Raw genomic sequence first — 20448 nt, forward strand, 5'->3', positions numbered from 1 at the left:
CAGAAGGACAGATGGGAGAGATCACATGAATACCACCACGAGGGAAACCGACGTGCGGCGGCAGCGGGCAGATCTGGCTCAAACCGCGCTGGATGAAGGGTTCTGGAACGAAACGATCCAGATGTACAATATACAAACGCCTTGCGAAAACGGGGCGTGCAACGAGATTTTTCATTATTGGTGGATGGCGCATGCGGTTGACGTGCTGGTTGACGGACTGCAGCGTACGGGAGATTTGCGGTATGCCCGGCGGTTGGAGGGGCTGTACGACGGCCTCCTTCGACGCAATGGCGGCGCTTGGCCCAATGAGCTGTACGACGATATGGAATGGATGGCGCTCGCTTGGCTGCGGGCTTATCAGGCTACGGGCGAACCGCGTTACAAGGAGGCCTCCCTGCTGCTGTGGCAGGACATTCAAACCGGGTGGAACGAGCAGATGGGCGGCGGAATCGCCTGGCAGAAATCGCAGCTGGACTATAAAAATACCCCGGCCAACGCTCCCGCCGTCATCCTGGCGTCCAGGTTGTACCAAGCGTTTGGAGATCCGGACGATTGGGTTTGGGCGCAGCGGATTTACGACTGGCAGGCGGCGAACCTCGTCGATCCGGCCACCGGGCTGGTGTGGGACGGCATGAACCGAACCGGTGACGGGGCGATCGATAAGGATTGGAAGTTCACTTACTGCCAAGGCGTCTTCATCGGAGCTTCCGTCGAGATGTACCGGGTAAGCGGAGAGAAGTCCTATCTGGAAGCGGCGCTTCGCACGTTTCGCATCGTCCTCCAGGAGTTCACCGATAGCGAGACCGGTCTGCTGCCGGAGGAAGGGGACGGCGACGCCGGGCTGTTCAAAGGCATCCTGATCCGCTATTTGGTGCAGCTGGCTAAAGCGGCCCCGGACCATCCCGAAGTCGCCGAGTACGTGAGCCTTCAGGCAGCGCAGGCGTGGAGCCGGCTGGCCGCTCCGCAGCAGCCGCGGTTCGGCACGGATTGGAGCCGCGGCCCGGCACCGGAGGCGACCGTGTCGCTCAGCTCACAGCTAAGCGGCGTCATGCTGATGGAGGCGGCGTTCTCAAGCTTAACGCCGGATGACACGCCTGAAGAGGTGACGCCGTGATGGACCGCCGCGAACTAGGCTGGGCCCATCTGGCCGAGCGTATGCACCGCGACTTATTCGAGCGCTACGGGAATGAGGAAACCGGCATCCTGGACCAGTGGTATCCGCGCACGGCGGGCCAGGCAGGCGAGAATTTCTACTACTGGTGGCAAGCCCACGTCCTCGACGTGCTGGTGGACGCCTACGAGCGGACCGGCGACCCGGCGCTGCCGGGGCAGATGCGGCAGTTCTGCCGCAGTCTGGAACGCGTGAACGGCGAGACGTTCCTGCACAATTATTACGACGACATGGAATGGACGGCGCTGGCGCTGCTGCGAGCTTATCGGGCGACCGGCGAGACGTGGTACGAGGAGAAGGTTCAGGAGTTGTGGGCGGATATCCAAACCGCCTGGAATGAGCATTGCGGCGGGGGGATGGCTTGGAAGAAAGATCAGCTCGATTACAAAAATACCCCGGCCAACGCGCCCGCTGCAATCCTTGCGGCCCGGCTCTTCGGCTTGTTCGGCCGACCTGAGGATCTGGCCTGGGCCAAGCGGATTTACGAGTGGAACCAAACCCATCTGGTGAATCCCGATACCGGCTTTGTCTGGGACGGCATGAACCGCACCGGGGACGGGGCGATCGACAAAGACTGGCGATTTACTTATTGTCAGGGCGTCTTCATCGGGGCGGGGGTTGAACTGTACGTTTGCACCGGTGAACCGGTGTACTTGGGAGATGCCCGACGGACCGCTTCCGCCTGCTTCGAAGAGCTGGGCGAGCCCGGCACCGGGCTGCTTCCCGACGAGGGGATCGACGATACCGGCTTATTTAAAGGGATCCTGATTCGCTACCTCGTCCGTCTTCTGGAGATCGATCCGGCATGTCCGCACGTTCGGGAAGTTATTCTCGCCAATGCGGAGAAGCTTCGTTCTGACGGGCTGCTCGAGGACCCTCTCTTGTGCGGTCCGTCCTGGAAGGAGCCGCCGACCTTGCCGGTCCAGCTTAGCGTCCAACTGAGCGGCTTGATGCTGCTGGAAGCGGCGGCAAAGCTGGAAGCGCAGGGCGAAGAAGAGGCCGCACGGAAGACCCCCGAACTCTCGAACGAACTTAACGACCACTAGACGACACGGAGGAGATTAACCATGACTGAGCAACTGACTCAAACCGACATTATCGCCCTGGTTGAGGCGAACATGAAGCACCGCCCGAAAATCGTGGAGATGTTCAAACGGTGTTACGAAAATACGCTGGAAACTACGATCCATCGCCATGAGGACGGGACGGTGTTCATGCTGACCGGCGACATTCCCGCCATGTGGCTGCGCGATTCCGTGAACCAGCTCCGGCCGTATCTCATTCCGGCGGCGAGTGATGCCGGCTTGCGCGAGATCATCGAAGGCGTACTGAGGACGCAATGCCAATCGATCCTGCGGGATCCGTATGCGAATGCGTTTAACGAATTCGAGAATTTTCGCGGCCATCAAACGGATTTGACCGAAATGTCCGGCTGGATTTGGGAGCGCAAATACGAGGTGGACTCGTTATGTTATCCTGTGCAGCTAGCGTACCTGTATTGGAAAAATACCGGGGAGACCCGCCACTTTACGCCGGAATTCAAGCAAGCAGCCGAATTGATCCTGCAAACCTGGCGGATAGAGCAGCACCATGAGGAACGCTCGAAATATACGTTCGTCCGGGAGGACAGCGGGGAAACGGATCGGCTCCCCGGACCGGTGGGATACACCGGCATGACCTGGTCCGGCTTCCGCCCGAGCGATGATGCCTGCAAATACGGTTATCTCGTTCCGTCGAATCTGTTTGCAATCGTGGTGCTGGGCTACTTGCTGGAGATCAATGAGCGGTTTTACGGGGATGACGATTTTGCCGGGGAAGTGGGTGCGCTGCGGGAGGACATCCGACAGGGGATCGAACGGTACGCTATCCTCGAAGACGAGGAGTTCGGGAAGGTGTATGCATACGAGGTTGACGGCCTCGGCGGGGTGAATCTGATGGATGACGCCAATGTGCCTAGCCTGTTGTCGCTGCCTTATCTCGATTACTGCAGCAAGGACGATCCGATTTATCTGAACACGCGCCGGATGATCCTTAGCCGCCGCAATCCTTACTATTATGAAGGAACCTATGCCAAAGGGATCGGCAGCCCGCATACTCCCCCGGACTACATCTGGCATATCGCCTTGTCCATCCAGGGGATCACTGCACGCGAAGAATCGGAGAAACTGGACATTCTGGGCATGTTCGAACGAACCGATGCCGGAACGAATCTGGTGCACGAAGGTTTCCATAAGGATAACCCTTCAGAATACTCGCGGGAATGGTTCTCCTGGTCCAACGCGATGTTCGTTGAATTTGTGCTCAGTTTATGCGGTCTGGAGATTGCCATGCGTTAGCTTGGTTGGGTACAAAAAAGTGAATTCATAAATGAAAGTTTGCCCGCCGTGAACCGGAATTAGAGAATCCGCTGGGAGACCTCGTTAAATGTTTTGCGCATATTCCGGCGAAGGGACTTTGGTCAGCATGACGTACAGGCTGGCGGGTTCTGTTTCGTTTTTGCGGGAGGAGAAAGCTTCCGCTCCCTCCCGATGCAGCACNTGCGGTCTGGAGATTGCCATGCGTTAGCTTGGTTGGGTACAAAAAAGTGAATTCATAAATGAAAGTTTGCCCGCCGTGAACCGGAATTAGAGAATCCGCTGGGAGACCTCGTTAAATGTTTTGCGCATATTCCGGCGAAGGGACTTTGGTCAGCATGACGTACAGGCTGGCGGGTTCGGTTCCGTTATTGCGGTAGGAGAAAGCTTCCGCTCCCTCCAGATGCAGCACTTCGCCTTGAACGAGCGGCGAGGTGGCTCCGTCCACTGTGACAGCCCCGCCGCCTTGCAAGGCAAGGATAAACACATCGGTATTCGGGTGCGTATGGGTCGGCAGCTCTTGCCCCGGCATAAAGTTGAGGACGAATACGACACTGTCCCCTTTTTTAAAGGCGATGCGCTTGGTGAATTTCTCCGCCTGGTAGTCTTGAAGCTCGGATAACGTTAACTTTTCCATGGATAGGTTCCTCCTTGATCGTCCGTGCGGACCGTAATATGTCTTGGGTTATTGTGCATTCTTGTCTGAATTACCGTCTTCTTGTCTCCTATGTTAACATCCATCCGCCGACTTATTCTTGATCCAGATCAAGTTTGTGAAAAAATACTCGCTATTTCAAAACTCCATGAAACGGCCTCTACTGCAAAATGAAGTAAATTGGAGTAAGGTCAATGGATGTTTTTTGAAAATGTGGTGAAAGGAGTAACGCTCGTGAAACGTTATCCGGGGATGGATCAAGAAGCGGTCATGATGGAGATCAAGCGGCTTAAACAGAAAGCCGACCGGCTGCTGGCCATGTCGATCCGGCTGGATCAACCCAGCTTGGCGGACGAGGCAGAGCGGTTATACCAGCAAATCGACAGGTTGGCTTTGCTCACCGGTTGACTTGGCGATCGTACACCTATATGAAGGCGCGTTCATACGAGGCGGCTTGCCTAATGACATACAGAATCACAAAGCCAGGGACTGACCGATGACGGCAGACCCTGGCTTTTTTTCTTGGACGGCAAATGAATTGTCAGGTAGGGCTACAACGTGACCCCGGTTTTGAAGATTGCCAACTCGCGGACCTCGTTCTGTTCATTGCGGGTGTTCTGACCACTCGCCACCGCGATGACGTAGGCGATAAATTCCTCCAGCACATCCTCCATCGGCGTATCCAGCAAAATGCCGGCGTTGAAGTCCATCCAGTGCTGCTTGCGAGCGAACAGCTCGTTGTTGGTGGCGACCTTTACCGTTGGAACAAAGCTGCCGAACGGGGTTCCGCGGCCGGTTGTGAAGAGGACCAACTGGCAGTCAGCCGCAGCCAGCGCGGAGGAAGCCACCAGGTCGTTGCCCGGGGCCTGCAGCAAGCTGAGGCCTTTCTTGCGCAGTTTCTCACCGTATTTCAGGACGTCGACTACTGGAGCGGTCCCGGCTTTTTGCGTGCAGCCGAGCGATTTGTCCTCCAGCGTACTGATGCCGCCGGCCTTGTTGCCCGGCGATGGATTCTCATAGACGGGTTCCCCATACGACAGGAAGTACTGTTTGAAATCGTTGATGAGGGAGACGATTTGCTCGAACACCTCCGGGCTCTCCGCGCGAGCCATCAGCATCTGCTCGGCTCCGAACATTTCAGGAACCTCGGTTAAGATCGTGGAGCCGCCCTGGGAAATGAGGAAATCGGAAAAAGCGCCAAGCAGCGGATTGGCCGTAATTCCCGAGAATCCATCGGAGCCGCCGCACTTGAGCCCAACGTTCAGCTCGCTGAGCGGCACCGGCTCCCGGCGGTCGTCCCGCGCGGCCTCAACCAGCTCTTCGAGCAGCGCCAGCCCCGCCTCCAGCTCGTCTTCGACCTCCTGGGCGACGAGGAATTTGACGCGTTGCTCGTCGTAGTCGCCGAGCCGCTGGCGAAATTCGGCTACGATGTTGTTCTCGCAGCCCAGGCCAAACACCAGCACGCCGCCCGCATTGGGATGCAGTACGGCATCCGCGAGGATGCTGCGGGTCATGAGATGGTCTTCGCCCAACTGCGAGCAGCCATAGGGATGTTTCAGCACGGTGATATTGTCGAAGGGACCAAGATCCGGATGCTCCGCCTTAAATGCGCGGATCATTTGCTCGGCAATCCCGTTTACGCAGCCGACGGTCGGCACGATGTACAGGTCGTTGCGGATGCCTGCCTTCCCATTGCTCCGTCGGTATCCCTGAAACGTTAGCGAACGTTTCGGATAACTCACGGGATGCAGGTTGGGTTGATATTCGTATTGCTCTTCGCCGGCCAAATTTGTCTTTACATTATGCGTATGCACCCAGTCTCCCGGGGCGATGGTTGTAACGGCATGGCCGATCGGGTAGCCGTATTTGGTCACGAACGAATGGGCAGGAATCTCGGTTAATGCGATTTTGTGTCCCTGCGGAATGTCCTGTTTAGCCTGAACGGTTATCTCATCCAACTTAAGGGTCTCGCCGGCTGCGATGGGTCGCAGAGCGACCGCAACGTTGTCGCGCGGATTCATTTTCATTAATCGCCGCATGGGCTGCCGCCTCCAATCGATTGTAACGTGGCCCGGGCGCCGAAAGCGTCCAACTTCCGGACATATTGCTCCAGGGTGTTGACCAGTTCTGGGATGCCGGACAGATCTTCGCCCCACAATTTGACCTCCTGCATAAGGGTTGGAATCACCTCAGCGGGCTGCTGTGCCCAGGCCTTGTCGAAGTGGCTCAGCACATCCGGACTGTCCTTCCGCTGCAGGCGATCGCCCCGGTAGCCGACCAGCAGCGCCGCCAAAGCCAGGGTGATCCGCTTCGGCAGTTCGCCGCGTTCCCGCTGGTAACGCAGAAGCACAGGCAGCAGCCGAGTCTGGAATTTGGCGATGCTGTTCAGCGAGATCGAAGCTAGCTCGTGCCGTATAAACGGGTTCATGAACCGTTCCCGCACGGCCTCGGCGTAGGCTTGCAGCCCGGCCTTGGGCAAATCCAACATCGGAATGGTCTCCTCCTCCATCAGCTCCCTGACGAACACGGACAAATCCTCGTCCTTCATGACGTCCTCCACGGTCTCTAAGCCGGCGAGCAGGCCTAAAGCGGCCATCGCCGTATGGGGGCCGTTCAGCAGGTGAACCTTTTGCTCGCGATACGGGTGCAGATCATCGGTAAAAATGACGTTCAGTCCCGCCTCGGCCAGCGGCAGCCGCTCGGAAAGCCCTGTCGGCCCTTCGATGACCCACAGCAGGTACGGCTCAGCGGTTACTATCAAGCGGTCTTGGTAGCCGAGCTCCTGCTCGAGCTGCTCCGCTTTGTCCTGAGGATAGCCGGGGACGATGCGATCCACGAGGCTGCAGCAAAACGTATTATCCCGTTCGATCCACTTGGCGAATCCGTCGCCGAGATCCCAATCCGCCGCGTGGCGCAGCACGATCTCACGCAGCTTCTCCCCGTTGCGGTCGATCAGTTCGCAGGGGAGGATTGTGAATCCCTGTTTTCCCAGTTGATATCGACGATAGAGCAAGGCGGTCAGTTTGCCGGGAAAGCTGCGCTGCGGTCGGTCTGTGAGGCGGTCGTCCGGGTTGTAGACGATGCCGGCCTCGGTGGTATTCGAGGTGATGAACTCCAGCGAATCCTGCTCAGCCAGAGCGAGGAATTGCTCGTACTCGGTATACGGGCTGATCAGTCGGCTGACGGAGGACAGGATCTCGTGTTCGCGGACGACTCGCTGCTCGGCAATCCCGTTAATGAGCACCGTGTAGAGGTGATCCTGCTTGGCGTAATGTTCGGATACCGGGCTGGCCTGCGGCTTGATCATGACCACGCTGCCTTCAAACTGGCCCCGCTTGTTCATCTGCTGTACCTGCCAGGTAGTGAAGGCGCGCATAAAGTTGCCCTCGCCGAACTGGATCATTCGTTCCGGGTAAGTAGGCAAATCGGGGAATAAAGTTCGGGATAAGAGCGGATGATGCGGCGTATTCATCGAAACGTCAGCTCCTTTATAAAATGATAGTTGCAGCCAATCCCATTTATGCACACGTGAACAAAAAAGGATGAAACGATGCGCCCCCAGGCTCAGGAGAGAAGTTCAGGCGAACCTGAAGGAAGGCGGATGCACCGGGTTAGTCGGAAGTTGATCAAGTTAGATTTGAAGGCGGATGTGTGGGCTAAGATGAAAGTTGATCAGGTTGGACTCGAAAGCGGATGTGCTGGCTAAGATGAAAGTTGATCAAGTTAGACTTGAAGGCGGACGCGCAGGCCATCGAGACGGATCCGATGCGGGCGCAATGGTGAGCTAGTACTGACGGGTGGCCGGTGGATGTGAACCCGAAACAAGGGCGGATTGGACTTCTTCTAGATGCGACAGCGATGAGATAGTTGCTATAATGCACCTAATTTCTCCTAATTCGCCATTTTTGGGGAAATAACGCCCAGAGTGCATCTAATTTAGTCAAATTCCTTGGTTTTTGCGATATCGAGCCGAATTAACTGCATCTCTGCAACTAATTGCCAAGAACCCGCCGAATTCCCGAAAATAACTGCATTATAGCCCTTATTAATATGCCGGGGGCATAACTTCGACGGTATGACCGCTGGCCGCCGCCGACAATCGCCCGCAGACTCGGCCACCATTGGCAACTGCTCGCAGATCTCGGCTGTCGCCGACAATCACCCGCTAGATCCCAGTCGCTGCCAGCGTCAGTCTGCTAGACCTCGGCCTCTGCCAACGGACCTGGATGTGGGCGACAAGCGTGAGCTAGTACGGGCGTCCGCGGTCGGTGGATGTGAGCCCGAAACAAGGGCGGATTGGACTTCTTCTTCTAGATGCGACAGCGATGAGATAGTTGCTATAATGCATCTAATTTCTCCTAATTCGCCATTTTTGGGGAAATAACGCCCAGAGTGCATCTAATTTAGTCAAATTCCTTGGTTTTTGCGATATCGAGCCGAATTAACTGCATCTCTGCAACTAATTGCCAAGAACCCGCCGAATTCCCGAAAATAACTGCATTGTAGCCCTTATTATCATGCCGGCGGTATAATTCCGACACAATGACCGCTAGCCGCCGANAAAACTCCGAAACTCCGAAACTCCAAAACTCAGAAACTCCAAAACTCAGAAACTCCAAAACTCCAAAACTCAGAAACTCCGAAAATAGGAAAGCCCAAAAATCCGAATATCCCAATATCCTAATATCAAAAAAAACGAAAGTCCAAAAAACCGAAACCCCGAAACCCCGAAACTCCAAACCCCAAAACCCCAAAACCCCAAAATCCCAAAATCCCAAAATCCGAAAAGCAGTCCCGGCCCAACTACTCAAGCAGGAGACGGCTGACGGATTTGTGCTGGAGGCGTTGCTGCTGGATTTGACGGACGGGAGCTCGTCCCGGTGAATTTGGCCAAGCCGCTGCCGGAGGAAGGCCGGGGACGTACCCGTTGGGTCTGTTCAATCATTCATTCGCACCGTGGAAATGATGGCAACGGCCGCCTAGCGCTCGCCGCGAAGCTCCTCTGACGGCAGACGGCGGAACTCGCGTTTATACAGCCGGGCGAAATAAACCGGCTCCAGGCCGACATAAGCGGCTGCTTGCCGGATCGTCATGTCGGGATGATCGAGCAGCAGATGCCGGGCCGTGTTCAGCCGGATCTGATGGAGGTATTGCAGCGGCGTTAACCCCATCGATTGCCGGAACAGCCGAGTGAGCTGCTTCTGCGAGTAGCCGACATGGCCCGCCAGAGCGGCGATCGTGATCGGCCGGTTCAAATGGTCGTGCAGGAAGCGAACCGCAACATCGACAACGGACGCCCGATAGGAGGCAGGGGGAGGAGCCGACGACGGTACCGGCGGGAGGGCCGGAGAAGGCTGCGAGCTTCCTTGGCCGGCCGTATCCTTGAGGATCGTGAGCAGGAGGGAGTACAGCAGCTCGGTGGTTGCCCAAGGGTCATGTTCGTTGCCGGACAGCCGCCAGATGGCTTGCAAGCGGTCTGTAAACAAGGAGACATCCGAGAGCTGAAGCCGTCGCGGGCTATCTCCAAACCCCCACCGCCCTAAGACTTCGCCGAAATTCTCCAACAGCGTGACATATCCGACGAACCACGGCTGTTCCCCGCAGGGCATATATTCATGAGCGCAGCCGGCCGGGATAAAGAGCAGCTGTCCCGGATTTAAGATGTCCCATTTGTCCTTGTCAACATCCAACCTGCGGAACTGCCCCGCCCCGGAGAGAGTCAAGAACAACTGGTGTGCCGAAAATCCTCTCATTCGCGTAATCGGCGGCTGAATTTCCGTCCCAACGGTATAAACCGAGAGCGGCAGAACTTCGCGATGGGAAGGGGTTAAATTGCTTCTGAGCGGAAGCAGATCCATGGGGGATTCCTCCATTTTGTCCATTTTGTCTGGTGGATTGTCCGATTTGTGGCTTCCGCCCGATTATATCCCACCTCTATAATGAGAGCAAATTCGTTGTGGGAGAGTGAATTAGGTTGGAACTGAACCATGAATGGGAAAATCTGTCGTGTCTGCACATCGGCCGGCTGCCGGCCCGGGCCTCCTATGTTCCCTATGGCAGCGCGGAAGCAGCCCGTGCGGGAAAACGCGGACGCTCGCCGTATTACCAAACCTTAAACGGGATGTGGAAGTTCCGGTACCATCGCAGTTTTCGCGAAGTGGACGGACGTTTTTTTGAGACGGAAACGGATGTAAGCGCTTGGGACGATCTGATCGTGCCTTCCTGCTGGCAAACCAACGGTTACGACCAACTGCATTATACGAACGTGAACTACCCGATCCCTTACGATCCGCCGTACGTACCGGACGACAATCCGGCTGGCGCGTATGCGAGAGAGTTCAATTTACCGGAAACGTGGACGAAGAGGCAGACACATCTCGTGTTCGAAGGGGTCAACGCCTGCTTCTATTTGTGGGTGAACGGCCACTTCGTCGGGTACAGCCAGGGCAGCCGAATTCCGGCAGAATTCGATCTCACGCCGTTCGTGACGGCGGGCCGCAATCGACTTGCCGTTCTGGTGCTGAAATGGTGCGACGGCACGTATTTGGAGGATCAGGATGTCTGGCGGTTCTCCGGAATCTACCGTGACGTCTATTTGCTGTCCAGGGAAACAGCGCATATCCGCGACGTATTCAACCAGCCGCAGCTGTCGGCCGATCTGTCTGAGGGCAAGCTCTACTCGGAGATTGTCACGATGGGCAGTCTGACAGTACAAGCGGAATTGCGGGATCCCGCGGGCCAACTGGTTGGGCAACAGGAGGCACAAATCGACGGCAAAGGGGCGATCGAGCTGGACTTGCCGCAGCCGCAGTTGTGGAATGCCGAGCAACCTCGTTTGTATGAGCTGCTGCTGAAGGCTGGGGGAGAAGTACTTCGTTTTCGCATCGGTTTCAAAAAGGTAGAGATCGCAGACGGCATCTTCCGCATCAACGGCCGCGCCGTGAAGTTGAAGGGAGTCAACCGGCACGACTCTCATCCGGAGCTGGGGCAGACGATCCCGTTGAACCATATGGTTACGGATCTGAAACTGATGAAGCGGCATAACGTAAATACGATCCGCACCTCGCATTATCCAAACGACCCGAAGTTTCTTGATCTGTGCGACGAATACGGGTTCTACGTGATCGATGAAGCGGATCTGGAGTGTCACGGGGTGACGAGCACGGGCAAACTCGAAGAGGGGGCGTTCCATCTGCTGTCCGAGAACCCGGATTGGCAGGAAGCGTTCGTGGAGCGTGCGGTCCGCATGGTCGAACGGGACAAAAACCACGCCTCCGTGATCATCTGGTCGATGGGGAACGAATCCGGATACGGGGCGAACCATAAGGCTATGGCAGAATGGACGAAAGCGCGCGACACCTCCCGGCCGGTCCATTATGAAGGTGCGGATGCCCGGTATTACGGCGATCCGGATACTGCATGCCTCGACCTGGACAGCCGCATGTACGCTTCGGTGAAGGAAATCGAGCGTTACGCCCTGGATGAGAACAGCACCAAGCCGCTGTTCCTGTGCGAGTACAGCCATGCTATGGGCAACGGACCGGGGGATTTGCAGGATTACTGGAACGTCATTTATCGGTATCCGAAGCTGATGGGCGGCTGTGTCTGGGAGTGGTGCGATCACGGCATCGCCGCGGAAACGCCGGACGGGCAGCGCTATTATGCCTACGGCGGCGATTTCGGCGATCGGCCGAACGACGGGAACTTCTGCATCGACGGGCTCGTCTCGCCGGACCGCCGGCCGCACACCGGGCTGCTGGAGCTAAAGCAGGTTATTGCCCCGGTTCGGATCGAAGCGGGGGACGCCGCCCAAGGCCGGTTCCGCGTGCGGAACCGTTATGACTTCAGCAATCTGTCGCATCTCTCGGTCAACTGGAAGCTGGAGCGGGAAGGAGAAGTGCTGCGGCAGGGACGGACGGCTTCGCTCACGGCGGAACCGGGCGAGACCCAAGAATTGTCCCTTCCCTTCGATCTGCCGCAGGATATGCCGGGACCGTTCATATTGACCTGTTCGGTCCGGCAGCAGCAGGACACGCCTTGGGCGGAGGAAGGTTACGAAATTGCCTTTGATCAATTTGAATTGACGGGGGCGAAGGGGCCGGCATCCCCAGAGGAGCATTCACAAACCGGAGAATATGCAGCCTTTATGAAAGCGGAGGAACGCGACGGTCTGCTTCTGGTGAACGGATTTGATTTCGAATATGGGTTTGACCTGAACAAGGGATTGCCGCAGCAAGTGTCGAAACATGGCGTTCCGCTGCTCGCCGGTCCGGTCCGGTTTAACCTGTGGCGGGCACCGATGGACAATGATATGTACATTCGTAAGGAATGGGAAGCGGCGGGGCTTGATCATGCGGCCATGAAGGTGTACGCCAGCCGCTGGGAGCGCAAGCCGGACGCATCGGTCGAAATCCGCGTTGACTTCTCGCTCGCCAGCTACAGCTATGAACCGCTCGTGCGGGGCAGCGCCGTCTGGACGGTTGCGGCAACAGGTGAAATCAAGCTGGCGGTTCATGCCGACGTGCGCGAGAATCTTCCTTATCTGCCGCGCTTTGGCTTGGAGTTGACGATGCCGAAGGGGACCGAGGAGATCGAATATTGCGGCTATGGCCCGCATGAGAGCTACGTGGACAAACGCGCAAGCGTACGCAAAGGAAAATATCTGCTCTCGGTGGACGACATGTTCGAGAACTACGTCATGCCGCAGGAGACCGGTTCCCGATACGGCACCGATTGGGCGATAGCCTCCACCCTTCAGGGCATGGGGCTGAAGTTCACGGCAGGGCAGCCGTTCTCGTTCCAGGCGCTGCATTATACGGCCGAGGATCTGACGGCGGCCAAGCATACGTACGAGTTGAAGCGGCGTCCCGAAACGATCGTTTCGCTCGATTACCAGATGAGCGGCGCGGGATCGGGCTCCTGCGGACCGCAGCTGGCAGAGCCTTATCGGTTCGCCGAGAAGTCGTTTGATTTCGAGGTGACGATCCAACCGGTATTTAAGGAAGAAGAATAGAGGTCATCAACAATCGACGTAAAGGAGCTGTTCCTCAGGCACCGCTGGGGAACGGCTTCTTTATTATGCGCAAGGGAGCTTGAATGACGGGAAAATTTATTCTCCATGGCAAATTTTTGCGGGGAGGAAAGCTTGACGGGCGATTCGTTAGGGAGTATATTATTAAGCGCTGAAATATTTAAATAGTAAAGTAATTAAATGATTAAATAAACGAACGGCTCAATACAGGGAGGAGGAGGAGCGCGTTGGTGAAAAAAGAAGAGCTGTTCGAAGTGACCTCGATGTTTCGAACGCTGATCAAGGCGATCTCTCAGGAGTGGAAAAAACGGGGCGGCGATTTTAACCTGACCTTCCCGCAATATAAAATGCTCTACATGCTGAACGCCACGGGGACACATACGGTATCCCAGTTGGCAGAAGCGCTGGGAATTACCTCGGCGGCGATTACGGGAATTACCGACCGGCTGGTTACGGAAGGTTTCGTCACCCGGGAACGCGGGGAGAACGACCGCAGGGTGGTGAACATTACGATCACCGAACGGGGCCGGGAGATGATCAGCCAGGTCACCGAACGGCAGAAGGAAATGCTTGAGGGAATTTTTGATCAACTGCAGGAAGAGGATTTACAGCATTTGCGACGGATTTTTGGCGTGGTGCTTGCAAATATAGACAATAATTTATAACGGAGATGGAGACCATATGGAACACCTATCAATGAAACGTAAAGTTTCAATCATGATCGCAATTATGGCCGCGATGTTCTTCGCTGCCATTAACCAGACGATCGTGAGCACAGCGATGCCGCGAATCATCTCGATTCTGGACGGCATGGACTATTATACCTGGACGATTAACATTTATCTGCTGACGTCTACGATCGCTACTGTTCTGGTCGGCAAGCTGTCCGACATGTACGGGCGGAAGCCGTTTTTGCTGATCGGGATCCTGCTCTTTATGGCGGGTGCTTTTATGACCGGGACATCCTCGGACGTGTTCCAGTTCATCACCTATCGGGGGATTCAAGGGATTGGCGCCGGCATCATCCAGTCGACCGCCTTCACGGCTGTCGGCGACTTGTTCCCGCCGCGGGAGCGCGGTAAATGGATGGGCCTTATGACGGCGATTTTCGGCTTCTCCAGCGTCCTTGGCCCAACCTTGGGCGGTTACCTTGTCGATCACATGGATTGGCACTGGCTGTTCTGGATTTTCCTGCCGCTTGGCATTGTGGCGTTTGTCATGATCCTGTCGCTGTTTCCAAAAATGGAGCGCGGCAGCTCCCAAAGCATCGACTATCTAGGTTCGCTGTTTATGACGACGACGATCGTGCCGATGCTGCTGGCCTTCTCCTGGGCGGGAACGACGTATGCCTGGGGTTCAACGCAAATTATCGGTCTGCTTGTGGCTTCAGTCGTATCCGCATTGATCTTCGTGTTCGTGGAATCGAAAGTGAAAAATCCGATTTTGCCGCTTCACCTGTTTAAGAACGATGTCGTTACGATTTCCAACATCATCGGCTTCATTATGAACTTCGGAATGATGGGCGCCTTGATTTACCTGTCGTTCTTCGTGCAAGGCGTGCTTGGCATTTCGCCGACTTATGCCGGTTATGTCACGATGCCGATGTCGATCGTCATGGTTGTCGCGAGCGCCATCACCGGGCAAATGATCGCGAAGAAAGGCAAATACAAGCAATTCGCGTTGTTTGGCATTCCGATTATGATCGCAGGGATGGCCATTATGGTCTTCATGAACAGCGTGCCGGTCGCCATCCTCAGCATGATTGTATTTGGCTTGGGTCTGGGCGTCGGGATGCCGGTGTTCTCGCTGGCTACGCAAAATGCCGTGCCTCATAAAGAGCTGGGCGTCGTTACCGCTTCAACCCAGTTGTTCCGTAACCTCGGCGGTACGATCGGGATCGCCGTCATGGGGACGGTCATGTCCAACAATTTGACGAAAAACCTGAAAGAGTCGCTGCAATCCGCTTCGGCTCCGGATATCAGCCAAATGGATCCGCAGATGGTACAGCAAATGACCGCGTTTGCGAACCCGCAAACGCTGATGAACAAGCCGCTGCTGGAGCAGACGCAAGCCGGATTGCCGGCGGACGCGCAGCCGTTGTTCGCGCAGATGATCCAGGGGATCCGCGATGCGCTGGGCAACACGTTGTCCACCGTGTTCCTGACCGGAACCCTGGTGCTGGTCGTGGCCTTCGTGCTGGTCTTCTTCCTGAGAGAACTGCCGCTGCGGTCCACCAACCAGGCGCCGGCTCCGCAGACCTCCAAGGAAGGCGGCGAGGAAGGGGCGGCGCAAGGGGCACAGGCTTCCGCGACGCAACAAGCTTAAAGCTAAAGCGAATAGAGAACGAATCTCTAAGCCAGAGTAATCGCATCTTGATGCGAATGCTCTGGCTTTTTTTGCGGTCAGAGCCCCTCCTCCGAGGGGTAAGAAGAGGCGAACTCCTGCAAAGGGGGAGGGACGTCCTCTTCTCGCTGTCATGTTTTAACTCACGCTTCTATAGTCCGCAGTCTGCGAAACTCGCCAAACTGACTCTAACGCTTGCTGCAAACGTTAAACCGGGCAAACTTGCCGTCTTGCCATTCTAACGCGGATCACAGAGCTTATTGCATCGTTTTAGGGCTAAAAGGGGGAGTTTTCGCTAAAATAGCGTGGCTCAGCGTCGTTAGAATTCAACTCGCGCTCAAATGGCCCGCTTAACGTTTCTCATCCGCGTTAGAGCAGGCAGTATTACAAAGCGCTGACCATCGTCCGCGGCGAATTGATAAGAATCTCGCATTTTCGATGGAAATCATCATAATCTCAGGTATACTAAAGGATAAGATTGAAGATCAAACAAGGGGAGTTGCCGATGAAGGTAATCTTGGTTGATGATGAACATCTGGCCTTAAATTATATGGAGCATCAATTGCAGCAGGTATCGCAAATTGAAATCCTCGGCAAATTCTCCGATCCGATTGAAGCCAAGCATTATGTGCTGGAGAAGGAAGCGGAGGTGGATGTAGTGTTCCTAGACATCCATTTGCCCGAAATCAACGGCATTGAACTCGCCGAGCAACTATTGCAGGACAGGCCTCACTTGAACGTGGTGTTCGTTACCGCATATGACGAGTACGCCATCAAAGCGTTTGAGCTCAACGCGCTGGATTATATAATGAAACCGGTCCCTAAAGCGCGGATGGAGATCACGCTGCAGCGGATTCAGGAACGTTTAGAGCTCCGAAAGCAGCAAGAGGACCCCCTGACTGTCCAGGGAGAGCAAATGAAAATCCGAATGTTTCGGCAATTTCAGATTGAAACGGCGAACCTGCAGCCCGTACCGGTGCGCTGGCGGACAACGAAAGCCCAGGAACTGTTCCTGTACCTGCTCCAGCATCGGGAACAGCTTGTTCGCAAGTCTGTGCTGATCGAATTGTTGTGGCCGGAATATGAACCCGGCCGAGCCTATTCGCAGCTGTATACGGCAGTCTACCATATTCGCAAAACGCTTGAGCCTTTCGGTGAAGTTCTGCATATCAACAGTGAAACGGACGGTTATGTCCTGCAGCTCACCAACGCCGAAGTGGATGTGGAAGCTTGGGATCGGTTTGCCGGTTCCGCAACTCCCGTCAACGCGCAGACCGCTGCCGAATACGAAGCGGCACTGGACCTTTACCAAGGGGATTACCTGCAGGATTATGACTATTGGTGGGCGGAGAGCGAACGTTACCGGTTAAAATCCTCCTGGCTTCGGATCGCTTCCCACTTGGCCGAATGGCTTATGGCGCAGGGAAACCAGGAGAAGGCAATCGAGTGGTACCAGTTGATTTGCGAACGCCATCCGCTGGAGGAGGAAGCTCATTTCGCGCTGATGAAGTTGTACGCCTCCTTGGATAAACGCGCTCTGGTCATGCGCCAATATCGCAACCTGGAGGAGGCGCTTGACGCAGAGCTGAACGAACCCCCCAATCCTTCGATTATTCAGTGGTATACTGAGTGGTCGCTTAAGCAAAAAAGCCTTCCCCAAAGCAGTTCCTAAAACTGCGGGGAAGGCTTTTGAAGTCATCCGGGGATGGTGAAGGATACCGATGTCCCCTGGTCAGCAGAGCTGCGAATGGTTAATCCCTGCCCATAGTACTGTCTGAGGCGGCGGTCTGTATTGCGTAAACCGACTCCCTTCCCGGGCCGGAAGGAAGGCATGAGCACCTGTTGCTGCGCTTCCTCACTCATGCCGACCCCGTCGTCGATGACCGACACCTCGAATCCCTCTGCGGTACGATCGAGGCGTATCTCCACGGTGCCCCCTTTGGAACGCCGGAGAATTCCATGATGGACGGCGTTCTCCACCAGCGTTTGAATGGAGAGCGGCGGCAGCATGAAGGTGGATTCTACGTGGAGTGCCCAGCGAATATTCAACCGGCTGCCAAAACGCTCCTTTTCAATAAAGAGATAAGAACGAACCAGTTCCAATTCCCGATTCACCGGAACGACCCGGTCCGAGTTGTGAAAATCGAAGCTTGTTCGCAGATATTGGCTGAATTCCTCCAGCAGCCGCTGCATTTTGCCCGTATCCATGGTGCTGAGCGCAGCGATGGAATTGATGGTGTTATGGAGGAAATGCGGCTGGATTTGGGCTTGCAGCCAAGCGGCCTCCAGACGAAGCCGTTCCTCGATCGATACTTTTAATGCGGTCAACGCCCGTACCCGCGATCTCAACTCCCATGCATCCACCGGCTTGGTCACGTAATCGTTGGCGCCGGATTCGAAGCCGGTAAATAGATCCTCCGGCCGGTTTCTGGCCGTTAACAGGAGGACCGGAAGCTCGGAGAGGGTGTATCGGCGGCGAATCGCGCGCGTCAGTTCATAACCTGACACGCCAGGCATCATGACGTCGGTCACCACGAGATCATAACTTCCCTGGTTCAAGAAACGAAGGGCTTCCTCCGCATTTGTCGCGGTCGTGATGGCATATTCCGCCGGACCGAGCAAATCGGTCAGGATCTTCAGATTCACCGGATCGTCATCGACCGCGAGGATGCTCGGTTTGCCGCTGTTCACAAGCGGCTGGGGTTCCGGTTGCAACGGAGGCTCCGACACACGCGCGGCCGCCGCCTCGGCGAAGGCGTTCTGCATGTCGGGCAGCGTGGCTTCCGCCGGATCCAGGGATGCCGGCAGCTCCGCTTCCGAGGCGGAGGCAAGCGGCAGCGTAAAGGTAAAGACAGAGCCGCGCCCCGGGGCAGATGATACCTCCAGTGTCCCGTCATGCAGGTTGACGAGCTGGCGGCAGATGCTCAGTCCAAGACCGAATCCGCCGGCGGCTCTCTCCATGTTCGACGGACCTTGCTCATAGGGCAAGAAGATGCGCCGGCAAGTTTCCTCATCCATCCCGATCCCCGTATCCTTCACACGAATGTAGGCGAGTTCCCCGTTCGTTTCAGCCTCCAACGTGATTTCCCCCTGATCGGTGAACTTAATCGCGTTATGAAGCAGGTTATAGAGCACTTGGATGATCCGGTTCTCGTCGGCACGTACGGATGGGAAATCCTCTGCGATGGCAACTCGCAGTTGAACCGGTTTGCCATCGAGCAGATATCCCAGCATCTGCAGGAGGCCGGGGATGACGTTCTGCAGTTGGATGCGGGTGAACTCCAATCGAAGCCGATTCTCTTTCAACCGGGCTGCATCCATTAAATCGTCAAGCAACCGGGACAGTCGTCTGGCTACAGACAGCTGAACCTCCAGCTTTTGGCGCTGGGGTTCGCTTGTCGGGTGCTCCCGATCGTCCAGCACGCTTTGAGTGATGTTCATGATGCCGTGCAACGGGTTTCTTAACTCATGCGACGTATTGACGAGAAAATCGTCCTTCTGCTGGTTGGCCTGCTGCAGTTGACCCGCCAGTCGTTGGGTTTGCTGAGCGGTTCGGAAATACCGCCTGAACCAAAATGCCGCAAAGGCCAGCACGGTGAAGATCAAATCAAACGGGTAGTGCATTCGATACAACCCCAGCCGACTCTGGACAATGGTCCAAACAATGTTGGTGCCCAGGCTTGTACAAGCCAGAAACAGGAAGATCACATCCTCCTGCTTGCGGATCGCTTTGCGCAGCAGCCAGGCCGTGATGAATACGGCGGACAGCAGTACGGTTGTCAGCATCACCCGCTCAACCTGCAGCGTGATTCGGGTTGGAAAGATCAGGACAAACGCCGCATACCCCCCAGAGAACCAGGCAAATATCTGAAGCAGCTTGGATTGGGCAGTACCGGGGAACATATTCTTCACCAGCGGCGGGATAAAGGACACGACTCCAACATACGAGGCGACGATAAGCCTTATACCCACCTCAAAGGGGAAGTCAGGCAGCCAAAGATACAGCAGTTTGTCGTCGGCCCCGATGACGGAAACAATCGCGCAGAAGATTACAGCGGCGAAGTATAGCAAGCCTTTGCGAGGAGCCCCCAGAAAATAAAGCATGACTCCATAAAGCGCGTGCACGAGTAAAACGACAAAGAGCAGCCCTTGCAGACTCATGGACATCCCGATGCGGTGATTCACCGCAGTCGTTGTACCTAAGCGGATGGGCTGGATGATTCCGCCCTCCCCCACATGAGAAGCGGCTTGGATGACGATGTCCAGCTTCGTCGCCCCTTGGGGAATCGGAATCGAATAAGGTACGTATTTGGGTGTGAATTCGGCTTCGTTCTCCGCTAGAACTCCCTGACCGGCTACCCATTTGCCGTTAATGTAAACGGCCGATGCGCGTTTGATTTCTCCCGTACGCAGCAGATAGGAAGAGGCGGAAGCCTCTTCGTCCATTAAAATTTGCAATCGGTAAGTTCCGACATGATAGGAGCCTTGATGCGCTGCCGGAAAATAGTTCCGCCAGGTTCCAGGTACGGGAATGGAGGTTTTTTCGCTAACTTCCCGGTTCAAGTCTTCGGTGTCCGAAGAAGGAACGATCAGCGCGTCCGGGTAAAAATCCCATTCCCCCTCCAGCGGAATCGTGTGATTCGCCGGAAGCTTCCAGCCTCGAAGGTCCAAGATGCCGCCTGATGCCTGCGGATGGTCGATGGTACGATTCAATCCGAGCCAGGTCAGCCGAATACCGGTAATGGCGATCACGAACATGACAATAATGAGCAGTGTTTTTTTGTATTTCATAATCGATTTAAATTCGATACGGGGGCTCGTTTTTCCTTTTTTGCGAGGAAAGTCTGCTCTTGTCGATAAATTGTAGAGTTGAATAAGTGAAAATAGGATAGAT

At 55.7% G+C, this 20448-nt stretch carries 13 protein-coding genes; 8 read left to right on the forward strand and 5 right to left on the reverse strand.

What is annotated here, in order from left to right; translation table 11 throughout:
* Positions 1-25 precede the first annotated feature (25 nt).
* Genes BN3795_RS25540 through BN3795_RS10840 form a run of 3 tightly spaced genes read left to right on the forward strand, consistent with a single transcriptional unit; the run spans position 26 to position 3507 of the window.
* Positions 26-1114 (forward strand): glycoside hydrolase family 76 protein, encoded by a 1089-nt coding sequence (locus BN3795_RS25540; protein WP_068784695.1) that lies wholly within the window; start codon positions 26-28, stop codon positions 1112-1114.
* The gene (locus BN3795_RS25545) at positions 1114-2217 is read left to right on the forward strand and encodes a glycoside hydrolase family 76 protein (protein WP_068784696.1); all 1104 of its coding nucleotides are present in this window, start codon (positions 1114-1116) and stop codon (positions 2215-2217) included. Before BN3795_RS25540 ends, BN3795_RS25545 begins: the two co-directional genes overlap by 1 nt.
* Before the next feature lie 21 nt (positions 2218-2238).
* The gene (locus tag BN3795_RS10840) at positions 2239-3507 is read left to right on the forward strand and encodes a glycoside hydrolase family 125 protein (RefSeq protein WP_068784697.1); all 1269 of its coding nucleotides are present in this window, start codon (positions 2239-2241) and stop codon (positions 3505-3507) included.
* A gap of 313 nt (positions 3508-3820) precedes the next feature.
* Here BN3795_RS10840 and BN3795_RS10845 read toward each other — a convergent pair whose 3' ends face one another.
* Entirely contained in the window at positions 3821-4162 is a 342-nt protein-coding gene (locus BN3795_RS10845) for a cupin domain-containing protein (protein WP_068784698.1), read from the reverse strand.
* Positions 4163-4414: 252 nt separating this feature from the next.
* Here BN3795_RS10845 and BN3795_RS10850 point away from each other — a divergent pair, with 252 nt between their 5' ends.
* Positions 4415-4588 (forward strand): hypothetical protein, encoded by a 174-nt coding sequence (locus BN3795_RS10850; protein WP_198524694.1) that lies wholly within the window; start codon positions 4415-4417, stop codon positions 4586-4588.
* Between the two features lie 143 nt (positions 4589-4731).
* Here BN3795_RS10850 and BN3795_RS10855 read toward each other — a convergent pair whose 3' ends face one another.
* The 3 genes from BN3795_RS10855 to BN3795_RS10870 all read right to left on the reverse strand — a co-directional run bounded on the left by BN3795_RS10855 (position 4732) and on the right by BN3795_RS10870 (position 10038).
* Entirely contained in the window at positions 4732-6219 is a 1488-nt protein-coding gene (locus BN3795_RS10855) for a UxaA family hydrolase (RefSeq protein WP_068784700.1), read from the reverse strand.
* Positions 6207-7652, reverse strand: a complete 1446-nt coding sequence (locus BN3795_RS10860) for a tagaturonate reductase (RefSeq protein ID WP_068784701.1) — start codon at positions 7650-7652, stop codon at positions 6207-6209. The genes BN3795_RS10855 and BN3795_RS10860 overlap by 13 nt, the downstream gene beginning before the upstream one ends.
* Positions 7653-9159: 1507 nt before the next feature.
* The gene (locus BN3795_RS10870) at positions 9160-10038 is read right to left on the reverse strand and encodes a helix-turn-helix domain-containing protein (protein WP_068784703.1); all 879 of its coding nucleotides are present in this window, start codon (positions 10036-10038) and stop codon (positions 9160-9162) included.
* Between the two features lie 116 nt (positions 10039-10154).
* Between BN3795_RS10870 and BN3795_RS10875 the strand changes: the two genes are divergently transcribed.
* The 4 genes from BN3795_RS10875 (at position 10155) to BN3795_RS10890 (ending at position 17226) form a co-directional block, all read left to right on the forward strand.
* A complete protein-coding gene (locus BN3795_RS10875; protein ID WP_068784704.1) occupies positions 10155-13193 on the forward strand; it encodes a glycoside hydrolase family 2 TIM barrel-domain containing protein in 3039 nt (1012 codons plus the stop codon).
* A 245-nt stretch (positions 13194-13438) separates the two neighbouring features.
* The gene (locus BN3795_RS10880) at positions 13439-13876 is read left to right on the forward strand and encodes a MarR family winged helix-turn-helix transcriptional regulator (protein ID WP_068784705.1); all 438 of its coding nucleotides are present in this window, start codon (positions 13439-13441) and stop codon (positions 13874-13876) included.
* Positions 13877-13892: 16 nt separating this feature from the next.
* Entirely contained in the window at positions 13893-15536 is a 1644-nt protein-coding gene (locus BN3795_RS10885) for a DHA2 family efflux MFS transporter permease subunit (protein ID WP_068784706.1), read from the forward strand.
* A gap of 523 nt (positions 15537-16059) precedes the next feature.
* On the forward strand, positions 16060-17226 hold the full coding sequence (locus tag BN3795_RS10890; RefSeq protein WP_068784707.1) for a response regulator: 1167 nt from the start codon (positions 16060-16062) through the stop codon (positions 17224-17226).
* A gap of 23 nt (positions 17227-17249) precedes the next feature.
* Here BN3795_RS10890 and BN3795_RS10895 read toward each other — a convergent pair whose 3' ends face one another.
* The gene (locus BN3795_RS10895) at positions 17250-20345 is read right to left on the reverse strand and encodes an ATP-binding protein (protein ID WP_068784708.1); all 3096 of its coding nucleotides are present in this window, start codon (positions 20343-20345) and stop codon (positions 17250-17252) included.
* Positions 20346-20448: the final 103 nt, after the last annotated feature.

The sequence above is a fragment of the Paenibacillus phocaeensis genome (genome assembly GCF_900021165.1).
GTDB lineage: Bacteria > Bacillota > Bacilli > Paenibacillales > Paenibacillaceae > Fontibacillus > Fontibacillus phocaensis.

Bases quoted from the DNA above. Each gene is read 5' to 3' on its own strand.
- BN3795_RS25540 (WP_068784695.1), top strand. From the start codon at position 26: ATGAATACCACCACGAGGGAAACCGACGTGCGGCGGCAGCGGGCAGAT.
- BN3795_RS25545 (WP_068784696.1), top strand. From the start codon at position 1,114: ATGGACCGCCGCGAACTAGGCTGGGCCCATCTGGCCGAGCGTATGCAC.
- BN3795_RS10840 (WP_068784697.1), top strand. From the start codon at position 2,239: ATGACTGAGCAACTGACTCAAACCGACATTATCGCCCTGGTTGAGGCG.
- BN3795_RS10845 (WP_068784698.1), bottom strand. From the start codon at position 4,162: ATGGAAAAGTTAACGTTATCCGAGCTTCAAGACTACCAGGCGGAGAAA.
- BN3795_RS10855 (WP_068784700.1), bottom strand. From the start codon at position 6,219: ATGCGGCGATTAATGAAAATGAATCCGCGCGACAACGTTGCGGTCGCT.
- BN3795_RS10860 (WP_068784701.1), bottom strand. From the start codon at position 7,652: ATGAATACGCCGCATCATCCGCTCTTATCCCGAACTTTATTCCCCGAT.
- BN3795_RS10870 (WP_068784703.1), bottom strand. From the start codon at position 10,038: ATGGATCTGCTTCCGCTCAGAAGCAATTTAACCCCTTCCCATCGCGAA.
- BN3795_RS10885 (WP_068784706.1), top strand. From the start codon at position 13,893: ATGGAACACCTATCAATGAAACGTAAAGTTTCAATCATGATCGCAATT.
- BN3795_RS10890 (WP_068784707.1), top strand. From the start codon at position 16,060: ATGAAGGTAATCTTGGTTGATGATGAACATCTGGCCTTAAATTATATG.
- BN3795_RS10895 (WP_068784708.1), bottom strand. From the start codon at position 20,345: ATGAAATACAAAAAAACACTGCTCATTATTGTCATGTTCGTGATCGCC.